Consider the following 23,541-nt stretch of genomic DNA (forward strand, 5'->3'; position numbering starts at 1 on the left):
TACCGGCTGGCCCACGAGGAGCCAACCGATCGCTGCAGCTTAGGCTGCGACGACAACCACGCGTACGGTGGCTTCGACGTCGCTGTGCAGGTGCACGGCAACGTCGTATTCGCCGACGTTACGGATGGTGCCGTTCGGCAGACGAACTTCAGCCTTGGCCACTTCGACGCCGGAGGCGGTCAGGGCGTCAGCGATGTCGTGGGTGCCGATCGAACCGAACAGCTTGCCTTCGTCACCGGCGGTGGCAGTGATGGTCACTTCCAGCTCGGCCAGTTGGGCAGCGCGGCTTTCAGCCGAAGCCTTACGGTCGGCAGCAGCTTTTTCCAGCTCGGCGCGGCGCTCTTCGAACGCGGCCAGGTTGGCGGCGTTGGCAACGACGGCCTTGCCGAAAGGCAGCAGGAAGTTACGGCCGTAACCACCTTTTACTTTTACTTTGTCGCCCAGGTTGCCCAGGTTGGCGACTTTTTCCAGCAGGATCAGTTCCATTTGGTAAAACCTCTTAACTTTTAACCTTCACCGTTCGCGGAATCGTCACCCTGGTGAGGGGACTTGCGACCGCGAAAATCAATCAGGCTATCGACAATGGCCAAGACCACGAGCAACGGATAGGTCAGCTGCATGAACAGCACCAGCGTCACGTACAACCCCACCAGCCAGAACCTGGCCAGGCGTTTCTGGGCCACCAGCCCATGCAGCAGGGCGATCCCCGCGAACATGAGCGGCACGCTGCACAGCGGCGTCAGCAATGCCAGGGCAGAACCGAAGTTCGGCCCGAACAGCATGCACGCCAGCAGCACCAGTGCCGGCACCAGGGGAATCCGCACCGCTTGAAACTCGCGGCCGAAACCTCCCGGGTTGTACAACGCGGCCTGCCAGTAGCGCCCCAACATCAGGGCCAGCACACTGACCACCTGCAGCAACGCCGCGATCAGGCCGTTGAGCACCGGTACGATGAGGCTCCCGAGGTGTGCCTGCTCCTCCACCGACAACTGCTGGTAGAGACCGCCGAGCATCTGCGGCAGGGCTTTTTCAAGCGCTCGCGCCAGAGCTTCGATCGGTTCGCGGAACACCGAACCCAGGATGACACCGTACAACAGGCCCAAGGCGATGCTGGACAACAGCACCCGGCTCCAGGAATGCCCGGCGCGCAACAGCGCAGCCAGCCCCAGCGTCCCCAGCAGCACCATCAAGGTGCGCGGCTCGCCGAAGATCCACCAGGCCAATGCCGGCAGGATGCCCCAGACGATCACCGAGGAAGCGTCCTTGAAACCGCGCCGCAGGAACACCAGGCTCCCGGCAGCGGCACTCAACCAGAACAACAGCGGCAATGCCGCACAACCGGCCACCACGATGGAGGCCTGCACGCGACCGCGCATGATGAAATCAGCCAACGCTCGCATGCTTATCCCTTGCTACTTGTCGACGACCCGGTCTCAGCGGCCGTGGCTGTCGGTGTAGGGCAGCAGGGCCAGGAAGCGGGCGCGCTTGATAGCGGTAGCCAGCTGACGCTGATAACGAGCTTTGGTACCGGTGATACGGCTTGGAACGATTTTGCCGGTTTCGGATACGTAAGCTTTCAGGGTGTTGAGATCTTTGTAGTCGATCTCTTTCACGTCTTCGGCAGTGAAGCGGCAGAATTTACGACGACGGAAGAAACGTGCCATGTAATAGGCTCCTCAAAAAGGTCCGTGGATTACTCGTCAGCGTTATCGCTGTTGTCGCTGTCGTTGCTGTCGTCGCCTTCGGCGCCATCAGCAGCTTCAGGACGCTCACGACGCTCACGGCGCTCGCTGCGGTTCTCTTCGGCCTTCAGCATCTCGGACGGGCCGGTGATGGCTTCGTCGCGACGGATGATCAGGTTACGGATCACGGCATCGTTGTAGCGGAAGTTGTCTTCCAGCTCGGCCAGGGCCTTGCCGGTGCACTCGACGTTCAGCATCACGTAGTGAGCCTTGTGAACGTTGTTGATGGCGTAGGCCAGCTGACGACGGCCCCAGTCTTCCAGGCGGTGGATCTTGCCGCCGTCTTCTTCGATCAGCTTGGTGTAACGCTCGACCATGCCGCCGACTTGCTCGCTCTGGTCAGGGTGGACCAGGAAGATGATTTCGTAATGACGCATGAATGCTCCTTACGGGTTAGTAGTCTGCCAGCGATCTGGTCAGACAAGGAGTGAATGACACTGTATGTCTTGCCTTGGAAAGAAGGCACATGCGCGCCTGCCTGCACGGCAAGGGGCGCAATTGTAGAGAAGGCGGGGCGGACAAGCAAGGCGCCGGAAGCTTCAAGTTACAAGCGGCAAGCGGCACGTTGAAAGCAGATCCACCACGGTTCTGCTTTCTCCTGCCCCTTGGCGCCCGCAGCTCAAGGCTGCTGGCGGCGCTGCCTGACAGCCTCGAACAGGCACACCCCGGTGGCCACCGAGACGTTCAGGCTGCTGACGCTGCCGGCCATCGGCAGCTTGACCAAAAAGTCGCAGTGCTCGCGGGTCAGCCGGCGCATGCCCTTGCCTTCGGCGCCCATGACCATGACCAGCGGCCCGGTCAGGTCCTGCTGGTACAGCTCCTGCTCAGCCTCGCCGGCGGTGCCGACCACCCACAGGCCGCGCTGCTGGAGCTTCTCCAGGGTGCGGGCGAGGTTGGTCACGGCCACCAGCGGGATCACCTCGGCGGCGCCGCAGGCGACCTTGCGCACCACGCCAGTGAGGGTCGCCGACTTGTCCTTGGGGATCACCACCGCCGTGGCGCCGGCGGCATCGGCCGTGCGCAGGCAGGCGCCGAGGTTGTGCGGGTCGGTGACCCCATCGAGCACCAGGATCAGCGGCGGCTGCTCGGTGCGCTCGAGCAGTTCGTCGAGCATGGCCTCGCCCCAGACTTGGCTGGGGCTGACCTCGGCGACCACGCCCTGGTGCACGCCTTCGACCCAGGCATCGAGCTCGCGCCGCTCGGCCTGGCCGACCGGCACGCGGTACTCCGCCGCCAGCGCCAGCAAGGCCTGGATGCGTGGCTCGCTACGCCCCTCGGACAACCAGATCTGCTTGACCCGCTTGGGATGATGCTGCAGCAACGCCTGTACGGCGTGCACGCCGTAGATCTTTTCCAGCTGGCTCATGACTTGTTCTTGCCTTTACGTGGCGCGCCGGACTTCGACGGCCCCTTGCGATGCTTGGTCTTGCCGGAGGCCTTGGCGCCCTTCTCGGCCTTGGCGCCAGCCTGGCCGTGGCGGGCCTCGCTCATCAGCGCCTTCTTCATTTCGCGGCTCTTGCGCACTTCGGCGTTACGCTGCACGGCATCCTTGGGGAAGTACGCCTCGGCGGACTCGCGCTTGCCGCTGCGCGGCTTGGGTGTGGCCTTGGGCTCAGGCGCCGGCTCTGCCGCAGGCTCGGGCGAAGGGCTGCGCGACTTGCGCCCGACCGGTGCGGTGGCTGCCTTCTCCGACAGTTCGAAGTCGATCTTGCGCTCGTCCAGGTCGACCCGCATGACCTTGACCTCGATCGTGTCGCCCAAGCGGAAACTGCGCCCGCTGCGCTCGCCGGACAAGCGATGGTGCACCGGGTCGAAGTGGTAGTAGTCACCCGGCAAGGCGCTGACATGCACCAGGCCTTCGACGTAGATGTCGGTCAGCTCGACGAACAGGCCGAAACCGGTCACCGCGGTGATCACGCCCGGGAAGGTCTCGCCGACGCGGTCGCGCATGTACTCGCACTTGAGCCAGTTGACCACGTCGCGGGTGGCTTCGTCGGCACGCCGTTCGGTCATCGAGCACTGTTCGCCCATCTGCTCCAGGGCATGCTCGTCGTACGGGTAGATGCGCGCCTTGGGGATGCTCATGGCGCCGGCACGCTTGACGTGCGGGGTGTCGACCCGCGAGCGGATCACGCTGCGGATGGCGCGGTGCACCAGCAGGTCCGGATAGCGGCGAATCGGCGAGGTGAAGTGGGTGTAGGCCTCGTAGTTCAGGCCGAAGTGGCCATTGTTCTCGACGCTGTACACCGCCTGGCTGAGCGAGCGCAGCATGACGGTCTGGATCAGGTGGAAGTCCGGGCGCTCGGCGATGCTCGCCAGCAGCGCTTGGTAGTCCTTCGGCGACGGCTCCTTGCCCTTGTGCAACGACAGGCCCAGTTCGCCAAGGAAGGCGCGCAGTTTTTCCAGGCGCTCCGGCGGCGGGCCGTCATGCACCCGGTACAGGGCCGGCACGCCGTGCTTCTGCAGGAACTCGGCGGTGGCCACGTTGGCCGCCAGCATGCATTCCTCGATCAGCTTGTGGGCATCGTTGCGCACGGTCGGGCGGATTTCCGCGATCTTGCGCTCTTCGCCGAAGATGATGCGGGTTTCCTGGGTCTCGAAGTCGATCGCACCCCGGGTATGACGGGCCGCCACCAGCGCCTTGTACAAGGCGTAGAGGTGCTTGAGGTCTGGCAGCACCGCGCTGTACTCCTCGCGCAGCGCCTTGCCCTCGCGGGTGCGGGCGTGCTCGAGCATGCTGCTGACCTTGTTGTAGGTCAGCCGGGCATGGGAGTGGATCACCGCCTCGTAGAACTGGTAGTCGACCATCTGGCCGGCCTTGTTGATGGTCATCTCGCAGACCATGGCCAGGCGATCGACGTGCGGGTTCAGCGAGCACAGGCCGTTGGACAGCTCCTCCGGCAGCATCGGCACCACCCGCTCGGGGAAGTACACCGAGTTGCCGCGCTGCTGCGCCTCGGTGTCCAGGGCCGAGCCCAGGCGTACGTAGCTGGACACGTCGGCGATCGCCACGTACAGGCGCCAGCCGCCCGAGAACAGGCGCAGCTTGCCCAGTGGCTCGCAGTAGACGGCGTCGTCGAAGTCGCGGGCGTCCTCGCCATCGATGGTGACGAACGGCAGGTGGCGCAGGTCGATGCGCTTTTCCTTGTCCTTCTCTTCGACTTCGGAGCGGAACTTGCGCGCTTCCTTGATCACCTCCTTGGGCCAGACATGCGGGATGTCGTAGCTGCGCAGGGCGACATCGATCTCCATGCCCGGCGCCATGTAGTTGCCGATCACCTCGACCACGTCGCCCTGGGGCTGGAAGCGCGGGGTTGGCCAGTGGGTGATCTTGATCTCGACGAACTGGCCGATCTTGGCGCCACCGTTGCGCCCGGCGGTGACCAGCACTTCCTGCTGGATCTTCGGGTTGTCGGGGGTGACGTAGCCGATGCCGCCTTCCTCGAAGTAGCGGCCGACCACGCTCTCGTGGGCACGGGAGATGACCTCCACCAGCACACCTTCGCGGCGGCCACGGCGGTCGACGCCGGAAACCCGGGCCAGGGCGCGGTCGCCGTCGAACACCAGGCGCATCTGCGCCGGGCTGAGGAACAGGTCGTCGCTGCCATCATCGGGGATGAGGAAACCAAAACCGTCGCGGTGGCCGGAGATGCGGCCGCAGATCAGGTCCAGCTTGTCCACCGGGGCATAGGTGCCGCGCCGGGTGTAGATCAGCTGGCCATCGCGCTCCATCGCCCGCAGGCGACGGCGCAGGGCTTCGATCTGGTCTTCCTCGTAGAGGCCGAACTCCGCCGCCAGCTGCTCGCGCGCAGCCGGTTCGCCGCGGTCGGCAAGGTGTTGCAGGATCAGCTCACGGCTGGGGATGGGATTCTCGTATTTTTCCGCTTCACGGGCGGCCTCGGGGTCGAGGGATTGCCAATCGGCCATCAGGAGGGGTTCACCTTGGTATATATAGAGAAGAAGTTTGGCATAGGCGTATTGAAACCGGAAATGTCAGCCTTGGACAGCCCCGTCGGAGTCCCGGGGGTCGGTAGAAGGCCTGCGGAATCAACAAGTTGAATTTTTTGAAATTTTTTTCGATCCGGGGCTTTACAGCCCACCGGGGCATCCGTATAGTGCGCACCACGACGACGGACACCCCCGACGTTGTAGTTGAGAGAAGCGATGTTGTAAAGCATCATGTGATCTCGACGATGTGCCCAGGTGGCGGAATTGGTAGACGCGCTGGTTTCAGGTATCAGTGGCTTAACGGCCGTGGAAGTTCGAGTCTTCTCCTGGGCACCAAAATTTTCGAGCGATAGATAACAGGTTTGTCTGTCACTCAGCAAGTGATGCATCTTGCATGCTGTAGACGTAAAAGATTTGCCCAGGTGGCGGAATTGGTAGACGCGCTGGTTTCAGGTATCAGTGGCTTAACGGCCGTGGAAGTTCGAGTCTTCTCCTGGGCACCATATAAAAACCCACTAGCTTGCTAGTGGGTTTTTTCTTGCCCGCGATTTAATCAGCCCCATGAAAAAGATCGTCCAGACCACGGGGCGATCTCCTAGCGGCCCCGCAGTCCATCTCATTCGATAGTCTGCTCATGAATTTTCCCTCACACGGCCACTTGAGAAACGATTTCGTTTACCATTGTTTCCAAATATGTAGCCGTAAGCGAGGAAGTACCCGCATGACGATCCGCCCGCAACCGCTGATGCGCATCCTGGCCGCCGCTATCCTGGGCCTGGCGATCGGCGCTCCGGCCGCCTTGGCAGACGAACCGGTCACCCTGACCCTGTACAACGGCCAGCACAAGGAAATCGGCGAAGCCATCGCCAAGGCCTACGAGGCCAAGACCGGCATCCACATCAATATCCGCAAGGGCAGCAGCAACCAGCTGGCCAGCCAGATCATCGAGGAAGGTGATCGCTCGCCAGCCGATGTCATCTATACCGAGGAATCGCCGCCCCTGAACAACCTGGGCGAGCTGGGCCTGCTGGCGAAGATCGACGATGCCACCCTGGACATGCTGCCCAAGGAGTACGTCGCCGCCAACGGTACCTGGATGGGCGTCACCGCCCGCACCCGCGTGGTCGTCTTCAACCCCAAGAAGATCGATGAAAAGGACCTGCCGCAATCGGTCATGGACTTCGCCAACCCCGAATGGGACGGCCGGGTCGGTTTCGTGCCGACCAGCGGCGCGTTCCAGGAGCAGGCCGTGGCCATCCTCAAACTGCACGGGCGTGACGCAGCCGAGGACTGGCTCACCGGCCTGAAGGCCTTCGGCAAGACCTACACCAACAACATGGTCGCGCTGAAAGCCGTGGAAAAGGGTGAAGTCGATGCTGTGCTGGTGAACAACTACTATTGGTATGCCCTCAAGCGCGAACGCGGGCAACTGGACTCCAGGCTCTACTACCTGGCCGACGGCGACGCTGGCGGCCTGGTGACCATTTCCGGCGCCGCCGCGGTCAAGGCCAGCAAGCACCCGAAAGAGGCCCAGGCCCTGCTCAACTGGATGGCCAGCGAAGAAGGCCAACGGGTGATCACCCAGACCACCGCCGAATACCCGCTGCACAAAGGCATGGTCTCCGACCAGGGCCTGAAGCCGTTCGAGGAACTGCGCCCGCCGAAGATCACTCCCGCCGACCTGGGCAATGCCGAGGAAGCCCTGGAGCTCGAGCGCGAGGTCGGCCTGCTCTGATGACTGCCGCCCTGCCCCAGCCGGCCTTGGCGCGTTTCGTGCCACGCCGCAAGCGCCCCTCGATCTGGGTGGTGCTGCCTGTCCTGTTCCTGGTGGCGATGAGCTTGCTGCCGCTGCTGTACGTCGCCCTCAAGGCCTGGCAGGCCGGCTGGCACGAAGCCCTGCGCCTGCTCTGGCGCCCTTTCGTCTGGGGCTTGCTGCGCAACACCCTGATGCTGATGGTCGGGGTCACGCTGGCCTGCATGGTGGTCGGCCTGGCCCTGGCCTGGCTGCTGGAACGCAGCGACCTGCCCGGCCGGCGCCTGTGGGGTGTGGTGCTGTGCCTGCCGTTCGCCGTGCCGGCGTTCGTCAGCAGCTTCACCTGGGTCTCGCTGAGCTCCGACTTCGAGGGCCTGGGCGGGGCGATCCTGGTCATGGCATTGTCCAAGTACCCGCTGGTGTTCCTGCCGGTGGCGGCGACCCTGCGCAACCTCGACACTTCCCTGGAGGAGTCGGCGCGCACCCTGGGCTGCGGGCGCTGGGGCGTCTTCCTCAAGGTCACCCTGCCGCTGCTGTGGCCCTCGATCCTCGGCGGCGCACTGCTGATCGCCCTGCACATGCTGGTGGAGTTCGGCGCCCTGTCGATCCTCGGCCTGCAGACCTTCACCACGGCGATCTACCAGCAGTTCGAGCTGGAATTCAGCAACGCCAACGCCGCCATGCTCTCGGCGGTGCTGCTGGCGCTGTGCCTGGCGATGCTCTGGCTGGAGCTGCGGGTACGCGGCAAGGCCCGCCACGTGCGCATTGGCCAGGGCGTGGCGCGCCGTGCCCAACCGCTGCGCCTGCGGGGCTGGATGCCATTGGCGCAGGCGTTCTGCCTGGGCTTGGCGGTGCTGGGTAGCGGCATCCCCCTGGCCATGCTCGGCTACTGGCTGAGCGTCGGTTCCTCGGCCGCCTTCCCGGTCGCGGAAATCGGCAAGGCGCTGCTCACGTCGCTGTCGGTATCCCTCGGTGGCGCAGGCTTCTGCGTGCTGCTGGCGCTGCCGGTCAGCTTCCTGGTGGTGCGCTACAAGGGGCGACTGGCACTCTGGGCCGAGCGCCTGCCGTACCTGCTGCATGCCCTGCCGGGCCTGGTGATCGCCCTGACCCTGGTGTTCTTCGCCCTGCACTATGTGCCGGTGCTGTACCAGACCACCGCGCTGTTGCTGCTGGCCTATGCCCTGTTGTTCCTGCCATTGGCCCAGGCGCCGGTGCGCACGGCGCTGAACAAGGCCTCGCCGACGCTGGAGGAAGCCGCGCGCACCCTCGGTGCCAGCAGCTTTGGTGCCTTCTGCCGGGTGACCTTGCCGATCATCTTCCCGGCCCTGGCCGCCGCCTTCGCCCTGGTGTTCCTCGATGCCATGAAGGAGCTGACCGCCACCCTGCTGCTCAGCCCCACGGGCATGACGACCCTGGCCACCGAAGTGTGGGCGCATACGGCCAATGTCGAGTTCGCCGCGGCAGCGCCCTATGCGGCGCTGTTGATCGTGGTGTCGGGACTGCCGGTATACCTGCTGACCACACGGATGTACCTGAACAAGGCGTAGGCCTCTTCGCGGACAAGCCCGTTCCCACGGGGGCCGAGCCGATCATGGATGATGCGGTTTTCGGTCGAGCGATATTGGGGCTGCTTTGCAGCCCCGCCTTCGGTCCTCAGGCGCGGAACTGCCCCAGGCTGGCCCGTAACTGTGCCGCCAGGTCATCCAGTACCTTGCTGCTGGCCGTCGTCTGCATCACCACCTCGGCCGAGCGTTCGGCCTGGGCATGGATATTCTCCACCCGCCCGCGCACCGCCTGGGCGCCATGGGCCTGCTGCTCGGCGGCCCGGGTGGCCAGGCCGATGGCCGCATGCACCTGCTCCACCGCGGCCTGCACCGATTGCTGGCGACGCTCGTTCTCGCGCAGTACCAGCAAGCCCTCGCTGGCCTGGCGCCCCGCCTGGCTGATGGTCGCCACAGCCTCCTTCGCCCCTTGCTGCAGCGCAGCGATATGCGCCTGGATATCCCCGGTGGAGCTTTGTGTCTTGCTCGCCAGGGCCCGCACCTCGTCGGCCACCACGGCGAAACCACGACCGGTCTCGCCAGCCCGGGCCGCCTCGATGGCCGCATTGAGCGCCAGCAGGTTGGTCTGCTCGGCAATACCGTGGATCACCGTCAGCACCACCTCGATCTGCTCGCTCTGCCTGGCCAGCCGCTCGATCACCTCGGAGCCGGTCTCTACCTGCCCGGCGAGGTTCTCGATCAACCCTGCCAACTGGGTCGAGGCGCGGCTGTTGTCATCGGTGGCCTGGCGGATGTCGACCACCTGCTGCAACGCGGCCTGCATGGCCTGGCTCTCGGCCTGGGCCTCGTCAGCCATGCTCGACAGATCGCGCAGGCTGGCCGCGACCTCGTCACGCTGCAACGCGGCGGCGGCATCGGCACCGGCATTGCGCTGGGCCATGGCACCGATTTCCACGCCGGTGCGCTGGGCCACCTCACCGGCCTCACGGACGATGGGCTGCAGCTTGTCGACGAAACGGTTGACCGCCGAGGCCATGTCGCCGATCTCGTCACGGCTGTCGAGGGGCACGCGCCGGGTCAGGTCTCCATCGCCAGCGGCCAGGTCATCGAGGGCCGCGATCAGCAGGCGCAGCTTGCTGACCACTCGCCGCCCCAGGACCACCGCCACCACCAGCAGCACACCCAGGCCCACCAGCACCAACCCCAGGCCGATGCGCCAGCGCAGTTCGGCGGCGGCATCGCGGACGGCCTGCGCGGTGTTGGCCTGCATGGCCGTGGCGCTGTTCTGTGCGGTCTCCAGGCGTGCGCGCAAGGCCTTGCCGCTATCGGCAGCCGCCGCTACCAGGCTGTCGCCCACCAATTGCTCGCCGCTGGCGATCAAGGCGGTGAAACGCTGGTCCAGGGCCTTGAGTTCCTGCTCGACACCGGCGGTGGACACCCCCATCAGCACCTTGCCGATCTCGGCACCATTGGGGTTGATCGAGGCCTCGACGTAATAGACGGATGGATCCTTGCGCGCGGCATCCAGCACCTTGTCCAATGCCCGCTCGCCCTGGCCCTTCTCGATCAGCGCCTGGTTGATCGGGTTCTGCCGGTTGAGGTAGCGCGTCAGGTGCTGGCCCTGGGCGTCGTCGTAAATGACGAACAGTACGTTGGGATTGCGCTGGGCACGACGGGCGAAGTCCGAGAGCATCGGCACGTCATTGTCCCAGATGGCCCGGGGTGCGACCGAGGCGAGCAATTCGGCCATGTCGTTGGCCGAGTCCTTCAGGTTCTTCTCCAGGGTGGCGCGCAGTTGCTGCTGCTCGCTCTCCAGGCGCGACGACAACCCGGCGCTCAGGCGCTGGCGGGTGCTGGCGGAAAGGCTGTCGAGGCCCGAACGCACGTCCTGGCCAGCCTGCTCCAGCTCCGTGGCGAGCTTGCGGCTGTCGTTGCCCAGACGCTCCCCCAGGTCGGCTTCCAGGGCCGTGACCGTGCTCCGGGTCAGTGCAACGGCAACCAGCACCTGCACCAGAAGAGCGATACCGAGCGCAACAAACACAGGCCGCAGGAGGCGGCTTCGTAACAGTGAAAGGATGGCAGACACGTTGTAACCCTCGTGTTTCTGGCGCCACTATTTTGATGGCAACTACAGACATTTCTTACAGCAAGGGTTGTGCCGCAGGCAGCAGGCATAAACGCCAAATGTACTGACTGTGTTTGTCAGGGTCGGCTTTTTTGCGTAGCAAGACTTTCGGGGGCTATGAAAAACGCCGCGCCCCTTGCGGGAACGCGGCGTTCGATCAGCTTGCGAGGCAGCGGATCAGGCAAACGGGTGACGCAGGACGATGGTCTCGTTGCGGTCCGGGCCGGTGGAGATGATGTCGATCGGCGCGCCGACCAGCTCTTCGATGCGCTTGATGTAGGCGCGAGCGTTAGCGGGCAGTTCTTCCAGGGTCTTGGCGCCCACGGTCGACTCGCTCCAGCCTGGCATCTCTTCGTACACCGGCTTCAGGCCGATGTAGCTGTCGGCGTCGGTCGGGGCGTCGATGACCGCACCGTTTTCATCCTCGTAGCCCACGCAGATGCTGATGGTTTCCAGGCCGTCCAGGACGTCCAGCTTGGTCAGGCACAGGCCGGAGATGCTGTTGACGTCGATGGCACGGCGTAGGATGACGGCATCGAACCAGCCGCAGCGACGGGCACGGCCGGTGGTGGAACCGAACTCATGGCCGCGCTTGGCCAGGGTGGCACCGGTCTCGTCGAACAGTTCGGTCGGGAACGGGCCCGAACCCACACGAGTGGTGTAGGCCTTGGTGATGCCGAGGATGTAGTCCAGGTACATCGGGCCAACGCCGGAGCCGGTGGAGATACCGCCGGCGGTGGTGTTGGAGCTGGTGACATACGGGTAGGTGCCGTGGTCGATATCCAGCAGCGAGCCCTGGGCGCCTTCGAACATGATGTCCTTGCCGGCACGACGCAGGTTGTGCAGCTCGGCGGTGACGTCGAGCATCAGCGGCTTGAGCTGCTCGGCGTAGGCCATGCACTCGTCCAGGGTCTGCTGGAAGTCGATGGCCGGTTCCTTGTAGTAGTTCACCAGCTGGAAGTTGTGGTAATCCAGCAGCTCGCCGAGCTTGGCGGCAAAACGCTCGCGGTGGAACAGGTCGCCCACGCGCAGGCCACGACGGGCCACCTTGTCTTCGTAGGCTGGGCCGATGCCACGGCCGGTGGTGCCGATCTTGGCTTCGCCACGGGCCTTCTCGCGGGCCTGGTCGAGGGCCACGTGGTAGGACAGGATCAACGGGGCAGCCGGGCTGATACGCAGGCGCTCGCGCACCGGTACGCCCTTCTCTTCCAGCTTGGTGATTTCACGCATCAGGGCATCCGGGGCAACGACCACGCCGTTGCCGATCAGGCACTGCACGCCTTCACGCAGGATGCCGGAGGGGATCAGGTGCAGCACGGTCTTCTCACCATTGATCACCAGGGTGTGACCTGCGTTGTGGCCGCCCTGGTAACGCACGACGGCGGCAGCATGTTCGGTCAGCAGATCGACGATCTTGCCTTTGCCCTCATCACCCCACTGGGTGCCCAGGACGACGACATTCTTACCCATAACACTTGTCCTCATTCACGCAAACTTGGTTGCCGGCCTGCTGCCGGCGAAGAATCTCAATGGGTCAGCGGCAGTACCTGCCAGCGCCCGTCCTGCTGAATCAATTGACGATCACAATCCGCCTCGAAGGCAGCACTCAGCGGCTGGCCAGGCAGGGCCTGGACCACACGCTGGCCCTCGTTGCGCAACTGGCAGACCATCTGCCAGAGGGCCGTGTCGCCGCTGTCGGGCATCCAGATCCCGCCAGAGGGCAGCACGACCTCCGCTCGCCCCAGTGTGACCAGGGTCTTCAAATCCGTGGAGAAACCAGTGGCCGGGCGCGCCCGGCCGAAGTCGGCACCGATGTCGTCATAGCGCCCACCCTGGGCGATCGACTGGCCGACGCCTGGGACGAACACGGCGAACACCACGCCGGTGTGGTAGTGGTAGCCGCGCAGCTCGCCCAGGTCGAAGTACAACGGCAGGTCCGGGTAGCGCGTGGCCAGGCGATCGGCGATCGCCAGCAGGTCGTCCAGGGCCGCTAGCACGCTGGCCGGTGCCCGGCCCAGGCGCACGCGGGCCTCGGCCAGCACTTCACGGCCGCCGCACAGTTCGCTCAGCGCGCGCAGCATGTTGCCCAGGTCCGCCGGTAGGTCAGCGGTCAATGCATGCACTTCGTCGCTGGCCTTGCGCTGCAGGGCGTCGAACAGCTGCTGCTCGACCGCACCGGAGAGGCCGGCGGCACGGGCCAGGCCGCGGTAGATACCGACGTGGCCCAGGTCCATGTGCACGTCCGGCACATCGGCCAGTTGCAGCATGGCCAGCATCAGGCTGATCACTTCGACGTCGCTGGTGGGGCTGGCATCGCCGTACAGCTCGGCACCCAGCTGGATCGGGCTGCGCGAGGTGGACAGGGCACGCGGCTGGGCATGCAGGACGCTACCGGCATAGCACAGGCGGCTCGGGCCTTCGCGGCGCAGGGTGTGGGCATCGATGCGCGCCACCTGGGGGGTGAAGTCGGCACGAAAGCCCATCAGGCGACCGGACTGCGGGTCGACCACCTTGAAGGTCCGCAGGTCCAGGTCCTGGCCGGCACCGGTGAGCAGCGATTCCAGGTACTCGATATGCGGGGTGACGACCAGTTCGTAACCCCAACTCTGGAACAGGTCCAACACCTGGCGGCGCGCGATCTCGATGCGCGCAGCCTCAGGTGGCAGTACTTCCTCGATGCCATCTGGCAGCAGCCAGCGGTCTACCGTTGCCATTACGCCATTTCCCCTCTGGTCCGGGCGGCTTGCCTGCAGGCGAGCCGTCAGTGAAGCAGGCATTGGCGCACAGCAGCGGGCAGCACCGATCCCAGCGCTACCACCGTACCCAATACCCTCGAATTGCCTTGCGACCTGACCCAACCGTCAACTGGCCGTTTGCCAATCAACCTTGCAGACGCAAAAAAGCCGGGAAATTTCCCGGCTGCCTCATCATACACCCCTTTTCATTCAGGATGCACCCCGACTGGTGTTTTAGCTGCCAGGCGGGGCGCTCCCGAATCAGAGCATCAGGGTTTGCTCTTGTCCAGGAAGCGGAAGAACTCGTTCTTCGGATCCAGGACCAGTACATCGCTCTTGCTGGCGAAGCTCTCGCGGTACGCCTGCAGGCTACGGTAGAACGCATAGAACTCGGCGTCCTGGGTGTAGGCCTTGGCATAGATGGCGGCCGCCTGGGCGTCGCCGTCACCACGGGTCTCCTCGGCCTCGCGATAGGCCTCGGCCAGCAGCACCCGGCGCTGACGGTCGGCATCGGCGCGAATACCTTCGGCCAACTCGTTACCCTTGGCGCGGTGCTCGCGGGCTTCCCGTTCACGCTCGGTGCTCATCCGGTCGAACACGCTGCGGTTGACTTCCTTCGGCAGGTCGATGGCCTTGACGCGCACGTCGATGACCTCGATGCCCAGCTCCTTGCTGGCCATGCGGTTCAGCGAAGCGGTGATGTCGGCCATCAGCGCGTCACGCTCACCGGAGACCACCTCGTGCAGGGTACGCTTACCGAACTGGTCACGCAGGCCGCTTTCCAGACGACGGGACAGACGCTCGTCGGCGATCTGCTTGAGGCCCGAGGTCGCGGTATAGAAGCGCTCGGCGTCCTGGACGCGCCACTTGGCGTAGGCATCGACCATCACCGCTTTCTTCTCCAGGGTCAGGAAGCGCTGGGTCGGGGCATCCAGGGTCATCAGGCGGGCGTCGAACTTGCGCACCTGGTTGACGTATGGAATCTTCACATGCAGGCCCGGCTGGACATCCGCCTGGACCACACGGCCGAACTGCAGCAATACCGCACGTTCGGTCTGGGCCACGATGTAGAAGCTGTTCCAGGCCACGATCGCCAGCACCACGGCGGCGATCAGGACGATCAGCGATTTATTGCTCATCAGCGGCTCTCCCTAGAACGCAGCGACTGTTGTTGCTGTTGCATGTCCTGCGCTGCGCGCACGGCCGCATCGTTGACCGACGCCGGTACGCTGCCACCCGACGCGGCAGAGCTGCTGCGGCTGCCCTCGACCATCTTGTCCAGCGGCAGGTAGAGCAGGTTGTTCTGCCCATCCTTGGTCGCCACCAGGACCTTGCTCGAATTGCTGTAGACCTCCTGCATGGTCTCCAGGTACAGACGCTGACGGGTGACGTCGGGCGCCTTGCGGTACTCGGCGACCAGCTTGGTGAAGCGGTCGGCCTCACCCTTGGCGCGGGCGATCACTTCGTCGCGGTAGCCGTTGGCATCCTCGATGATGCGCTGGGCCTGGCCTCGGGCTTCCGGCACCACGCCGTTGGCATAGGACTCGGCCTGGTTGCGCGCACGCTGCTCGTCCTCACGGGCACGGATCACGTCGTCGAAGGCTTCCTGCACCTCACGCGGGGCTGCCGCGCTCTGTACGTTGACCTGGGTGACGGTGATACCGGTGCGGTAGTTGTCGAGGAAGCGCTGCAGGCGCTCGCGGATGTCCACGGCCATCTGCTCACGACCCTCGGTCAGCACCTGGTCCATGGAGGTGGAGCCCACCACGTGGCGCAGGGCGCTGTCGGTCGCATGCTGCAGGCTGACCTCCGGCTGGTCGACGTTGAGCACGAAGTCCTGCAGGTTGGTGATCTTGTACTGCACGGTCAGCGGCACCTCGACGATGTTCTCGTCCTCGGTGAGCATCTGCCCCTGCTTGGTGTAGGCCCGCTCGCGGGTCACGTTCTCCAGGTACTTGCGATCGATCGGCGGGAAGTAGATGTTCAGGCCCGGGCCAACCGTCTCGTAGTACTTGCCGAAGCGCAGCACCACGGCCTGCTCCTGCTCGTCCACCACGTACACGGCGTTGTACAGCCAGATCGCAGCCAGCACCGCCAGGCCAATGCCCAGCAAGCCGAAGCCGCCACCCTTGCCGATGTTCCTGTCACCACCACCGCGTTTCTTGCCGCTGCCGAACATGCCGTTCAGGCTGTCCTGCAGCTTGCGGAAGGCCTCGTCGAGATCCGGTGGACCTTTCTTGTCGCCACCACCACCGCCACGGCGGCCGCCCCAGGGATCCTGATTGTTCGAGTTGCCACCCGGCTCGTTCCAAGCCATAGCGCTCTCCATCTGATAAAGCAAAGACGCGCCCACGGCGCGCCGTCCAATGCTACAGAATGCCTGTCACGGCTGCCCGGCGACCTCGACGGGCATTTATTGCAAAGTGTGTTGCTCGATGAACACCTGCGGCTCCATACCCTCGCGGCTGACCAGCCGATTGAGTTCGACCCGGGGCAGTCGCACGCTCAGCAGGCTGCTGCCGTGTTCATCATGCACCTCGCCTTGCACCGCGCCGAGAGCGAAGAATTGCGCGCGCAAGCGGGCAAATCGCTGCTCCAGGCGCAGGGTTCCGACAAACAGATCATCCCCCAGCAACTCGGCAATCGCCTGGCCGATCAATTCCAGGCCACGTCCATCACGTGCCGATACCCAGACCCGCTGCGGCTTGCCGTCGGCATCGCGCTGGATCTGCGGCTCGACATCTTCGAGCAGGTCGAGTTTGTTATAGACCTCGAGGATCGGCAAGCCTTCGGCACCGATCTCGCCCAATACCGCCAGTACCTGCTCGATCTGCTCCATGCGCTCGGGCTCATGGGCGTCGATCACGTGCAGCAGCAGGTCGGCGTTGCTCGATTCCTCGAGCGTAGCCCGAAATGCCTCGACCAGCTTGTGCGGCAGGTGGCGGATGAAGCCCACGGTATCGGCCAGCACGATCGGCCCCAGGTCGTCCAGCTCGAGCCGGCGCAGGGTCGGGTCGAGGGTGGCGAAGAGCTGGTCGGCGGCATACACCTGCGAAGCGGTCAGGGCATTGAACAGCGTGGACTTGCCGGCGTTGGTGTAGCCCACCAGCGAGACCGACGGGATGTCCGCGCGCCGGCGCCCGCGCCTGGCCTGCTCGCGCTGGCTGCGCACCTTCTCCAGACGTGCCTTGATCTGCCGCAGGCGCACCCGCAGCAGGCGACGGTCGGTTTCCAGCTGGGTCTCGCCCGGACCGCGCAGGCCGATACCGCCCTTCTGCCGCTCCAGGTGGGTCCAGCCGCGCACCAGCCGCGTGCTCATGTGTTCGAGCTGGGCCAGTTCGACCTGCAGCTTGCCTTCATGGGTACGCGCCCGCTGGGCGAAGATGTCGAGGATCAGCCCGGTACGGTCGAGCACGCGACACTCGAAGACACGTTCGAGGTTGCGCTCCTGGCTGGGCGTGAGGGTGTGATTGAAAATCACCAGGTCTACCTGCTCGGCGTGGACCAGGTCGCGCAGTTCCTCGACCTTGCCGCTGCCAATCAGGTATTTCGCTGTAGGTTGGTGCCGTGCCACTGTCGCCAGCGAAACGATGTCCGCTCCGGCCGACAGTGCCAGTTCCCGAAACTCCTGCGGATCTTCGCGCGCCTCAGGGTTCTGACCTTCCAAGTGAACGAGAAGGGCCCGTTCACCACCACCGTGGCGCTCAAAGAACAATGCAGGCTCCTATCAGGCGTTGCCTGGCTCGGCGTCGCCGTGGTCGGAATCGGACGGGCTTGGCAGGCGAACCGGACGGGCAGGTACCACGGTCGAGATGGCGTGCTTGTAGACCATCTGGCTGACAGTGTTCTTCAGCAGCACCACGAACTGGTCGAAGGATTCGATCGAGCCCTGCAGCTTGATCCCGTTGACCAGGTAGATCGAAACCGGGACCTTTTCTTTTCTCAAGGTGTTCAAGTAAGGGTCTTGTAGCGAATGCCCTTTTGACATATGCCGCACTCCTGTAAGGATCAATAGTAGAAAAACAAGAAAATTCGATAATTCCGGCCGCCCTTTCGCAAGAATAGACGGCATTTGCAGGGACTCAGCTCAATATGGAGACGGTCCCCAGGTATTTCAAGGTGCGGGACAGATTGTCGCAGGCCAGGCTATCCAGCCAATGCACGCCGGACCAGCCGCGCAACCAGGTGAATTGCCGCTTGGCCAGCTGGCGCGTGGCAATGATACCCCGTTCGCGCATCTCTTCGGCCGTCAGCTTGCCGTCCAGATGATCCCAGACCTGCCGATACCCCACTGCCCGTATAGACGGCAGCCCGGCGTGCAAGTCACTTCTGGCTCGCAGCTTTCGGACCTCGTCGACGAAACCCTGTTCCAGCATCTGCGAAAATCGTAACGCAATTCGCTGATGCAAAATGTGACGATCTGTAGGCGCGATGGCCAGGCTGGCGACAGTATAGGGCAAATGCCCGCCCGCGCCTGCGTCTGCCTCGCGACTTTCCGCGAATTGACGCCGCCGATGCGCGGTCATGCTCTGCCCACTGACCCGGTAGACTTCCAGGGCACGGATCAGCCGCTGCGGGTCGTTGGGGTGGATACGCGCCGCCGACTCCGGATCGACCTCGGCCAATTGCCGATGCAGCTCGGCCAGGCCCAGCTCCCGGGCTTGGGCCTCCAGCTCGGCGCGTACCGCGGCATCGGCCGCCGGCATATCCGCCAGGCCGTCGACCAGGGCCTTGTAGTACAGCATGGTGCCGCCGACCAGCAGCGGGACCCTGCCCCGCGCGGTGATCTCGGCCATGGCCTGCAGGGCATCGGTGCAGAATTGCGCGGCCGAATAGCTCTCGGCCGGGTCGAGGATATCGATCAACCGGTGCGGGTGGGCGGCCAGTACTTCCTTCGACGGCTTGGCGGTACCGATGTCCATGCCACGGTAGACCAGCGCCGAGTCGACGCTGATCAGCTCGCAGGGCAGCACCTTGGTCAGCTCGATGGCCAGGTCGGTCTTGCCGGCCGCCGTCGGGCCCATGAGGAATATCGCTGGGGGCTTGCCGCTCATCTCATCGACCGCGCAGGAAGAGTTTGTCCAGGTCGTCCAGGCCAAGCTGGGTCCAGGTCGGCCGGCCATGGTTGCATTGGCCGCTGCGCTCGGTGTTCTCCATGTCGCGCAGCAGCGCGTTCATCTCGGGGATGGCCAGGCGACGATTGGCGCGCACGGCGCCGTGGCAGGCCATGGTACCGAGCAGTTCGTTCAGGTGCGCCTGGATGCGATCGCTGGTGCCGTACTCCATCAGGTCGCCGAGCACGTCCTGGACCAGGCGATTGGCCTCGGCCTGCTTGAGCAACGCCGGGATCTGGCGAATCGCCAGGGTTTCCGGGCCCAGGCGCTGGAGCTCGAAGCCCAGGCGCTGGAACCACTGCGCATGCTCCTCGGCACAGTCCGCCTCGCGCTGGCTGAGCGCCAGCGACTCGGGCACCAGCAGCGGCTGGCCGCTCAGGCCCTCGCTGGCCATGGCCACCTTGAGCCGTTCGTACATGATCCGCTCATGGGCCGCGTGCATGTCCACCAGCACCAGGCCGATGGCGTTCTCGGCCAGGATATAGATGCCCTTGAGCTGGGCCAGCGCATAGCCCAGCGGCGGTATGTCGCCCTGGCTTTCCGGCAGCGCCACGGGGCTGGCCACGCCGCTCTCCAGCGGGGCGAAGAACTCGCGGTAGACCGCCTGGGCCTCGGCGGCCGGCACGGGCTGCGCGGGGCGCGGGCTGTAGCTGTACTGATAGCCCGCCCCACTACCACCGGAAAACGCCTGGCGTGGCTCGGCTTGGGGCTGCTCGAGCACCGGCGAGGCCAGTCGCATCTCGCCCTGGGGGCCGAACTCGCCCGCCTGCTGGCCCGTGGGGCGAACGATCTCGCTCACCGCCGCCGGCGCGGCCACCTGGTCCTCCGGACGCACGTCCGCCAGGGCTCGGTGCAGGGTGCCGTAGAGGAAGTCGTGGACCATGCGCCCTTCGCGAAAGCGCACTTCGTGCTTGGTCGGGTGCACGTTGACGTCGACCCCGTTCGGCTCCAGCTCGAGGAACAGCACGAAGGTCGGGTGCCGGCCGTTGAACAGCACGTCGCGGTATGCCTGGCGCACGGCGTGGGCCACCAGCTTGTCGCGCACCGCGCGGCCATTGACGAAGAAGTACTGCAGGTCTGCCTGGCTGCGCGAGAAGGTCGGCAAACCGACCCAGCCCCACAGGCGCAGGCCGTTGCGCTCGACATCGATCGGCAACGCCTGCTCGAGGAAGCCCGGCCCGCAGATGGCACCGACCCGCCTGGCCCGGGCGATCTCGTCGGGCGCCTCGTGCAGGCTGAGGACGCTCTTGCCGTTGTGCCGCAGGTGGAAGCCGACGTCGAAACGCGCCAGGGCCAGACGCCGGATGACTTCCTGCAGGTGGTCGAACTCGGTCTTCTCCGACTTGAGGAACTTGCGCCGGGCCGGGGTATTGAAGAACAGGTCGCGCACCTCCACCGAGGTGCCGACCGGGTGCGCGGCCGGCTGCACCCGCGGCGTCATGTCACGGCCTTCGGTCTCCACCTGCCAGGCCTCGCCGGCACTGGCCGTGCGCGAGGTCAGGGTCAGGCGCGCCACCGAACTGATCGAGGCCAGCGCTTCGCCACGGAACCCCAGGCTGAGCACCCCTTCGAGGTCCTCCAGCTCGCGGATCTTGCTGGTGGCATGGCGGGCCAGGGCCAAAGGCAGATCGTCGGGGGCGATGCCACCACCGTCGTCACGCACGCGCAGCAGCTTGACCCCGCCCTGCTCGACATCGATGTCGATACGCCGGGCGCCGGAGTCCAGGCTGTTTTCCAGCAGTTCCTTGGCCACCGATGCCGGGCGCTCGACCACCTCGCCGGCGGCGATCTGGTTGGCCAGCCGAGGGCTGAGCAACTGGATACGAGAACCACCACTCATCGCTGGGACGCCAGGGTGGTGCTGGGGATATCGAGGTGCTGGCCGACCTTCAGCTCATCGCTCTTGAGGCTGTTGGCGCTGCGCAGGCTGGCCACGCTGACCTGGTAGCGCACGGCGATCATGGCCAGGGTCTCGCCCGGGCGTACCGTATGCTCGCGGGGCCCCTGGGCGATCTTGCCGCTGTCACGCAGCCAGGCGATGTAGGTGCCCGGCGGCGGGTTCTGCTGGAAGTACTGGCGCACGCCGGTATGGATCGAACGCGCCAGGGCCTGCTGGTGGCTCCGGGTGGCCAGCTTGGCGGCCTCGTTGGCGTTGGAGATGAACCCGGTTTCCACAAGGATCGATGGGATGTCCGGCGACTTCAGCACCATGAAGCCAGCCTGCTCCACACGCCGCTTGTGCAGCGGAGTGATACGGCCCATGTTGCCCAGCACCTTCTGGCCGACATCGAGGCTGGAGCTGAGGGTAGCGGTCATCGACAGGTCCAGCAGTACTCCGGCCAGCATGCGGTCCTTGTCGTCCAGGCTGACGTTGCCAGCCCCGCCGATCAGGTCGGAACGGTTCTCCGTGTCGGCCAGCCAGCGCGCGGTCTCGGACGTGGCGCCACGGTCGGACAGGGCGAATACCGAAGCACCGAAGGCGGCCTTGGACGGCGCGGCATCGGCGTGGACCGAGATGAACAGGTCGGCGCCCTTCTTGCGGGCGATCTCGGTGCGCTTGCGCAGCGGGATGAAGTAGTCGCCCGTGCGGATCAGCTCGGCGCGGTAGCCCTTCTCGGTGTTGATCTGGCGCTGCAGTTCCTTGGCGATCTGCAGCACGATGTCTTTTTCATGCTGGCCACGCGAGCCCGAGGCGCCCGGGTCCTCGCCGCCGTGGCCAGCGTCGATGGCGATGACGATATCGCGCTTGCCGCTGGACACCGGCGGCAACTTGATCGCCGGCTGCGCGGGGGTCACCGGCACCGCCGGGGTGGTGGCAGGCGTACGCGCCGGCGGTGGCGTCGGCGCACTGGCGGCGATGGCGTCGGCTTCTCGGTCGTACAGGTCGACCACCAGGCGATTACCGTACTGGGCGTTGGGGGTCAGGGTGAAGCTCTTGGGAGTGACCGCCTGCTTGAGGTCGACCACCACGCGCAGGTCGGTGGGCGTGCGCTGGGCCGAACGCACGTTGCTGATCGGCGTGTTGGAGGTGGAGACGTTCAGCGGCCCGCCCAGGGTCGCCCCATTGATGTCGATGACCAGGCGGTCTGGCGCGGTCAGGGTGAAGACGCTGTGCTGCACGGGACCGGACAGGTCGAAGACCAGCCGCGTGTTATCCGGTGCGCGCCATAGGCGCATGCTCTTGACTTGCGTGACGGCCAGAGCGTCAACGGTCACCGCTGTCAGCAGCAGCCCAACGACGGCGACCAGTGCGCGTATGCGCATACCTAACCCCATTTACTGTTTGAATTCTACGGCCAGAGCGGCGCACCAGGACTCACCGCGAGCCCCCTGCGGTGACAGGATCAGCGAGCGCCCGCCCGCCTGCGGGCTTATGGTAATGGTCAGGTCGGGCTTTGGCAAAACGCCCGCACCCTTTTGCGGCCATTCGAACAGGCACAGCGGGTCGCCCTCGAAGTAGTCGCGGATCCCCATGAACTCCAGTTCCTCAGGGTCGACCAGGCGGTACAGGTCGAAATGGAAGGCGCGCACCTCGCCGATCTCGTAGGGCTCGACCACGGTGAACGTGGGGCTCTTGACCGGGCCCGTATGGCCCAGGCCGCGGATCAACCCACGCGACAGCGTGGTCTTGCCGGCACCCAGGTCACCCTCGAGAAAGATCACGCCATGACCGCCCGTCAGCTGGGCCAGACGAGCGCCGAAGGCGACGGTGGCCGCCTCGTCGGCCAGAAACAGGGTTATGCCTGACACGCTGAATGCTCCTCCAACAATTCACGAATGACCGGCACCAGGTCGCTGGCTGCCAGCCCTCTTCCTTTCACCCCCAGGCGCTCGCCGGCACAGGCGTGCAGCCACACCCCCAGGCCGGCCGCCGACCAGGCGTCCAGCCCCTGGGCCAGCAGGGCGGCCAGCACGCCAGTGAGCACGTCGCCAAGGCCGGCACCGGCCATCGCCGGATGGCCGCGCCCGCACAGCACCAGTTGCCCGGCCGGGTCGGCCACCAGCGTACCGGCCCCCTTGAGCACGCAGACGCTGGCATGCTTGCGAGCCAGCTTGCGGGCCGCGCCCGGCCGGTCGGCCTGCACGGCCTCGGTGGAAATACCCAACAGACGCGCCGCCTCACCCGGATGAGGGGTGAGGATACTGCCACTGGGCAACGCCAGGGGCGTATGAGCCAGCAGGTTCAGCGCGTCGGCGTCCCATACCTGCGGCAGGTGGGCATTGGCCACCGCCGACAGCAAGCTGCGGCCCCAGGCGGCCTGGCCCAGGCCCGGGCCGACCACCAGCACCGAAGCCCGTTCGAGCAGGCCCTGCAACTGGTTGGCCGAGTTCGTCCCCAGCCACATGGTCTCGGGCAGGCGGGTCAGGCCAGCGGCGACGTGCTCCGGGCGGGTGGCCACGCTCACCAGGCCGGCCCCGCAGCGCAGCGCGGCCTCGGCGCTGAGCAGCACCGCGCCGCCGGTACCCAGGTCGCCACCGACGATGAGCACATGGCCGAAATCGCCCTTGTGGGCGTGCGCACGGCGTGGCGGCAGGCTGGCGATGCTCACGCTGCTGAGCAGTTGTGGGGCATTGGCAGGGTGTTTGGTCTGGGGCATGGGGTCAAAGGCTCCGATGTCTGG

21 protein-coding genes and 2 tRNA genes are annotated in these 23,541 nt (G+C 65.4%); 4 read left to right on the forward strand and 19 right to left on the reverse strand.

From position 1 onward, the window contains the following. Window positions 1-39 precede the first annotated feature (39 nt). The 7 genes from rplI to WCE05_RS17370 all read right to left on the reverse strand — a co-directional run bounded on the left by rplI (window position 40) and on the right by WCE05_RS17370 (window position 5,923). On the reverse strand, window positions 40-486 hold the full coding sequence (rplI, locus tag WCE05_RS17340) for a 50S ribosomal protein L9 (protein ID WP_225788962.1): 447 nt from the start codon (window positions 484-486) through the stop codon (window positions 40-42). Between the two features lie 20 nt (window positions 487-506). Continuing rightward, a complete protein-coding gene (locus tag WCE05_RS17345; protein ID WP_253081069.1) occupies window positions 507-1,400 on the reverse strand; it encodes a hypothetical protein in 894 nt (297 codons plus the stop codon). 33 nt (window positions 1,401-1,433) lie between these two features. Beyond that, window positions 1,434-1,664: a 30S ribosomal protein S18 gene (gene rpsR / locus WCE05_RS17350; protein ID WP_009403887.1), complete on the reverse strand. Its 231-nt coding sequence runs from the start codon at window positions 1,662-1,664 to the stop codon at window positions 1,434-1,436. A 29-nt stretch (window positions 1,665-1,693) separates the two neighbouring features. Next, complete coding sequence (gene rpsF / locus WCE05_RS17355) at window positions 1,694-2,119, reverse strand: 30S ribosomal protein S6 (RefSeq protein WP_225788960.1); 426 nt, start codon at window positions 2,117-2,119, stop codon at window positions 1,694-1,696. Between the two features lie 242 nt (window positions 2,120-2,361). Then, entirely contained in the window at window positions 2,362-3,108 is a 747-nt protein-coding gene (gene rlmB, locus WCE05_RS17360; RefSeq protein ID WP_253081068.1) for a 23S rRNA (guanosine(2251)-2'-O)-methyltransferase RlmB, read from the reverse strand. Continuing rightward, window positions 3,105-5,669 (reverse strand): ribonuclease R, encoded by a 2,565-nt coding sequence (gene rnr, locus WCE05_RS17365; protein WP_253081067.1) that lies wholly within the window; start codon window positions 5,667-5,669, stop codon window positions 3,105-3,107. Before rnr ends, rlmB begins: the two co-directional genes overlap by 4 nt. After that, window positions 5,669-5,923, reverse strand: a complete 255-nt coding sequence (locus WCE05_RS17370; protein ID WP_225788957.1) for a hypothetical protein — start codon at window positions 5,921-5,923, stop codon at window positions 5,669-5,671. The genes rnr and WCE05_RS17370 overlap by 1 nt, the downstream gene beginning before the upstream one ends. Window positions 5,924-5,939: 16 nt before the next feature. On the opposite strand from WCE05_RS17370, the gene WCE05_RS17375 reads away from it, so the two are divergent. From WCE05_RS17375 to WCE05_RS17390, 4 genes are all read left to right on the forward strand, one after another. After that, window positions 5,940-6,026 (forward strand) — tRNA-Leu (locus tag WCE05_RS17375). A gap of 80 nt (window positions 6,027-6,106) precedes the next feature. Continuing rightward, a tRNA-Leu gene (locus WCE05_RS17380) sits at window positions 6,107-6,193 on the forward strand. A gap of 218 nt (window positions 6,194-6,411) precedes the next feature. Beyond that, window positions 6,412-7,425 (forward strand): extracellular solute-binding protein, encoded by a 1,014-nt coding sequence (locus WCE05_RS17385; RefSeq protein WP_368816224.1) that lies wholly within the window; start codon window positions 6,412-6,414, stop codon window positions 7,423-7,425. Then, entirely contained in the window at window positions 7,425-8,990 is a 1,566-nt protein-coding gene (locus WCE05_RS17390) for an iron ABC transporter permease (RefSeq protein ID WP_225788955.1), read from the forward strand. Before WCE05_RS17385 ends, WCE05_RS17390 begins: the two co-directional genes overlap by 1 nt. Window positions 8,991-9,096: 106 nt before the next feature. On the opposite strand, the gene WCE05_RS17395 is transcribed toward WCE05_RS17390, so the two are convergent. From WCE05_RS17395 to WCE05_RS17450, 12 genes are all read right to left on the reverse strand, one after another. Further along, a complete protein-coding gene (locus WCE05_RS17395; protein WP_368816225.1) occupies window positions 9,097-11,031 on the reverse strand; it encodes a methyl-accepting chemotaxis protein in 1,935 nt (644 codons plus the stop codon). A gap of 216 nt (window positions 11,032-11,247) precedes the next feature. Continuing rightward, window positions 11,248-12,540 carry an adenylosuccinate synthase gene (locus WCE05_RS17400; RefSeq protein WP_225788953.1) on the reverse strand — a complete coding sequence of 431 codons (1,293 nt, stop codon included), beginning with the start codon at window positions 12,538-12,540 and terminating at the stop codon, window positions 11,248-11,250. 56 nt (window positions 12,541-12,596) lie between these two features. Then, the gene (locus WCE05_RS17405) at window positions 12,597-13,784 is read right to left on the reverse strand and encodes an ATP phosphoribosyltransferase regulatory subunit (RefSeq protein ID WP_225788952.1); all 1,188 of its coding nucleotides are present in this window, start codon (window positions 13,782-13,784) and stop codon (window positions 12,597-12,599) included. A gap of 290 nt (window positions 13,785-14,074) precedes the next feature. Then, window positions 14,075-14,944, reverse strand: coding sequence for a protease modulator HflC (gene hflC / locus WCE05_RS17410; protein ID WP_225788951.1), 870 nt, complete (start codon window positions 14,942-14,944; stop codon window positions 14,075-14,077). After that, window positions 14,944-16,122 (reverse strand): FtsH protease activity modulator HflK, encoded by a 1,179-nt coding sequence (gene hflK, locus WCE05_RS17415; protein WP_225788950.1) that lies wholly within the window; start codon window positions 16,120-16,122, stop codon window positions 14,944-14,946. Before hflK ends, hflC begins: the two co-directional genes overlap by 1 nt. A 96-nt stretch (window positions 16,123-16,218) precedes the next feature. Then, complete coding sequence (hflX, locus tag WCE05_RS17420) at window positions 16,219-17,520, reverse strand: ribosome rescue GTPase HflX (protein WP_225788949.1); 1,302 nt, start codon at window positions 17,518-17,520, stop codon at window positions 16,219-16,221. Between the two features lie 12 nt (window positions 17,521-17,532). Next, a complete protein-coding gene (gene hfq, locus WCE05_RS17425) occupies window positions 17,533-17,793 on the reverse strand; it encodes an RNA chaperone Hfq (protein ID WP_196176002.1) in 261 nt (86 codons plus the stop codon). 94 nt (window positions 17,794-17,887) lie between these two features. Next, a complete protein-coding gene (gene miaA, locus WCE05_RS17430; protein WP_225788948.1) occupies window positions 17,888-18,859 on the reverse strand; it encodes a tRNA (adenosine(37)-N6)-dimethylallyltransferase MiaA in 972 nt (323 codons plus the stop codon). A 1-nt stretch (window position 18,860) separates the two neighbouring features. Then, window positions 18,861-20,759 (reverse strand): DNA mismatch repair endonuclease MutL, encoded by a 1,899-nt coding sequence (gene mutL / locus WCE05_RS17435; protein ID WP_225788947.1) that lies wholly within the window; start codon window positions 20,757-20,759, stop codon window positions 18,861-18,863. Further along, window positions 20,756-22,195: an N-acetylmuramoyl-L-alanine amidase gene (locus WCE05_RS17440; RefSeq protein WP_368816226.1), complete on the reverse strand. Its 1,440-nt coding sequence runs from the start codon at window positions 22,193-22,195 to the stop codon at window positions 20,756-20,758. Before WCE05_RS17440 ends, mutL begins: the two co-directional genes overlap by 4 nt. Continuing rightward, on the reverse strand, window positions 22,196-22,669 hold the full coding sequence (gene tsaE / locus WCE05_RS17445; RefSeq protein ID WP_225788945.1) for a tRNA (adenosine(37)-N6)-threonylcarbamoyltransferase complex ATPase subunit type 1 TsaE: 474 nt from the start codon (window positions 22,667-22,669) through the stop codon (window positions 22,196-22,198). Next, on the reverse strand, window positions 22,657-23,517 hold the full coding sequence (locus WCE05_RS17450) for an NAD(P)H-hydrate dehydratase (RefSeq protein ID WP_225788944.1): 861 nt from the start codon (window positions 23,515-23,517) through the stop codon (window positions 22,657-22,659). Before WCE05_RS17450 ends, tsaE begins: the two co-directional genes overlap by 13 nt. Window positions 23,518-23,541 lie beyond the last annotated feature (24 nt).

Origin of the sequence: Pseudomonas sp. I2 (assembly GCF_040984075.1) — a bacterium.
Classification (GTDB): Bacteria; Pseudomonadota; Gammaproteobacteria; order Pseudomonadales; family Pseudomonadaceae; genus Aquipseudomonas; species Aquipseudomonas guariconensis_B.

What these genes read in the sequence shown, in the direction of transcription:
- rplI (WP_225788962.1), bottom strand. Translation starts at nt 486, where the DNA reads ATGGAACTGATCCTGCTGGAAAAAGTCGCCAACCTGGGCAACCTGGGC.
- WCE05_RS17345 (WP_253081069.1), bottom strand. Translation starts at nt 1,400, where the DNA reads ATGCGAGCGTTGGCTGATTTCATCATGCGCGGTCGCGTGCAGGCCTCC.
- rpsR (WP_009403887.1), bottom strand. Translation starts at nt 1,664, where the DNA reads ATGGCACGTTTCTTCCGTCGTCGTAAATTCTGCCGCTTCACTGCCGAA.
- rpsF (WP_225788960.1), bottom strand. Translation starts at nt 2,119, where the DNA reads ATGCGTCATTACGAAATCATCTTCCTGGTCCACCCTGACCAGAGCGAG.
- rlmB (WP_253081068.1), bottom strand. Translation starts at nt 3,108, where the DNA reads ATGAGCCAGCTGGAAAAGATCTACGGCGTGCACGCCGTACAGGCGTTG.
- rnr (WP_253081067.1), bottom strand. Translation starts at nt 5,669, where the DNA reads ATGGCCGATTGGCAATCCCTCGACCCCGAGGCCGCCCGTGAAGCGGAA.
- WCE05_RS17370 (WP_225788957.1), bottom strand. Translation starts at nt 5,923, where the DNA reads ATGATGCTTTACAACATCGCTTCTCTCAACTACAACGTCGGGGGTGTC.
- WCE05_RS17385 (WP_368816224.1), top strand. Translation starts at nt 6,412, where the DNA reads ATGACGATCCGCCCGCAACCGCTGATGCGCATCCTGGCCGCCGCTATC.
- WCE05_RS17390 (WP_225788955.1), top strand. Translation starts at nt 7,425, where the DNA reads ATGACTGCCGCCCTGCCCCAGCCGGCCTTGGCGCGTTTCGTGCCACGC.
- WCE05_RS17400 (WP_225788953.1), bottom strand. Translation starts at nt 12,540, where the DNA reads ATGGGTAAGAATGTCGTCGTCCTGGGCACCCAGTGGGGTGATGAGGGC.
- WCE05_RS17405 (WP_225788952.1), bottom strand. Translation starts at nt 13,784, where the DNA reads ATGGCAACGGTAGACCGCTGGCTGCTGCCAGATGGCATCGAGGAAGTA.
- hflC (WP_225788951.1), bottom strand. Translation starts at nt 14,944, where the DNA reads ATGAGCAATAAATCGCTGATCGTCCTGATCGCCGCCGTGGTGCTGGCG.
- hflK (WP_225788950.1), bottom strand. Translation starts at nt 16,122, where the DNA reads ATGGCTTGGAACGAGCCGGGTGGCAACTCGAACAATCAGGATCCCTGG.
- hfq (WP_196176002.1), bottom strand. Translation starts at nt 17,793, where the DNA reads ATGTCAAAAGGGCATTCGCTACAAGACCCTTACTTGAACACCTTGAGA.
- miaA (WP_225788948.1), bottom strand. Translation starts at nt 18,859, where the DNA reads ATGAGCGGCAAGCCCCCAGCGATATTCCTCATGGGCCCGACGGCGGCC.
- mutL (WP_225788947.1), bottom strand. Translation starts at nt 20,759, where the DNA reads ATGAGTGGTGGTTCTCGTATCCAGTTGCTCAGCCCTCGGCTGGCCAAC.
- WCE05_RS17440 (WP_368816226.1), bottom strand. Translation starts at nt 22,195, where the DNA reads ATGGGGTTAGGTATGCGCATACGCGCACTGGTCGCCGTCGTTGGGCTG.
- WCE05_RS17450 (WP_225788944.1), bottom strand. Translation starts at nt 23,517, where the DNA reads ATGCCCCAGACCAAACACCCTGCCAATGCCCCACAACTGCTCAGCAGC.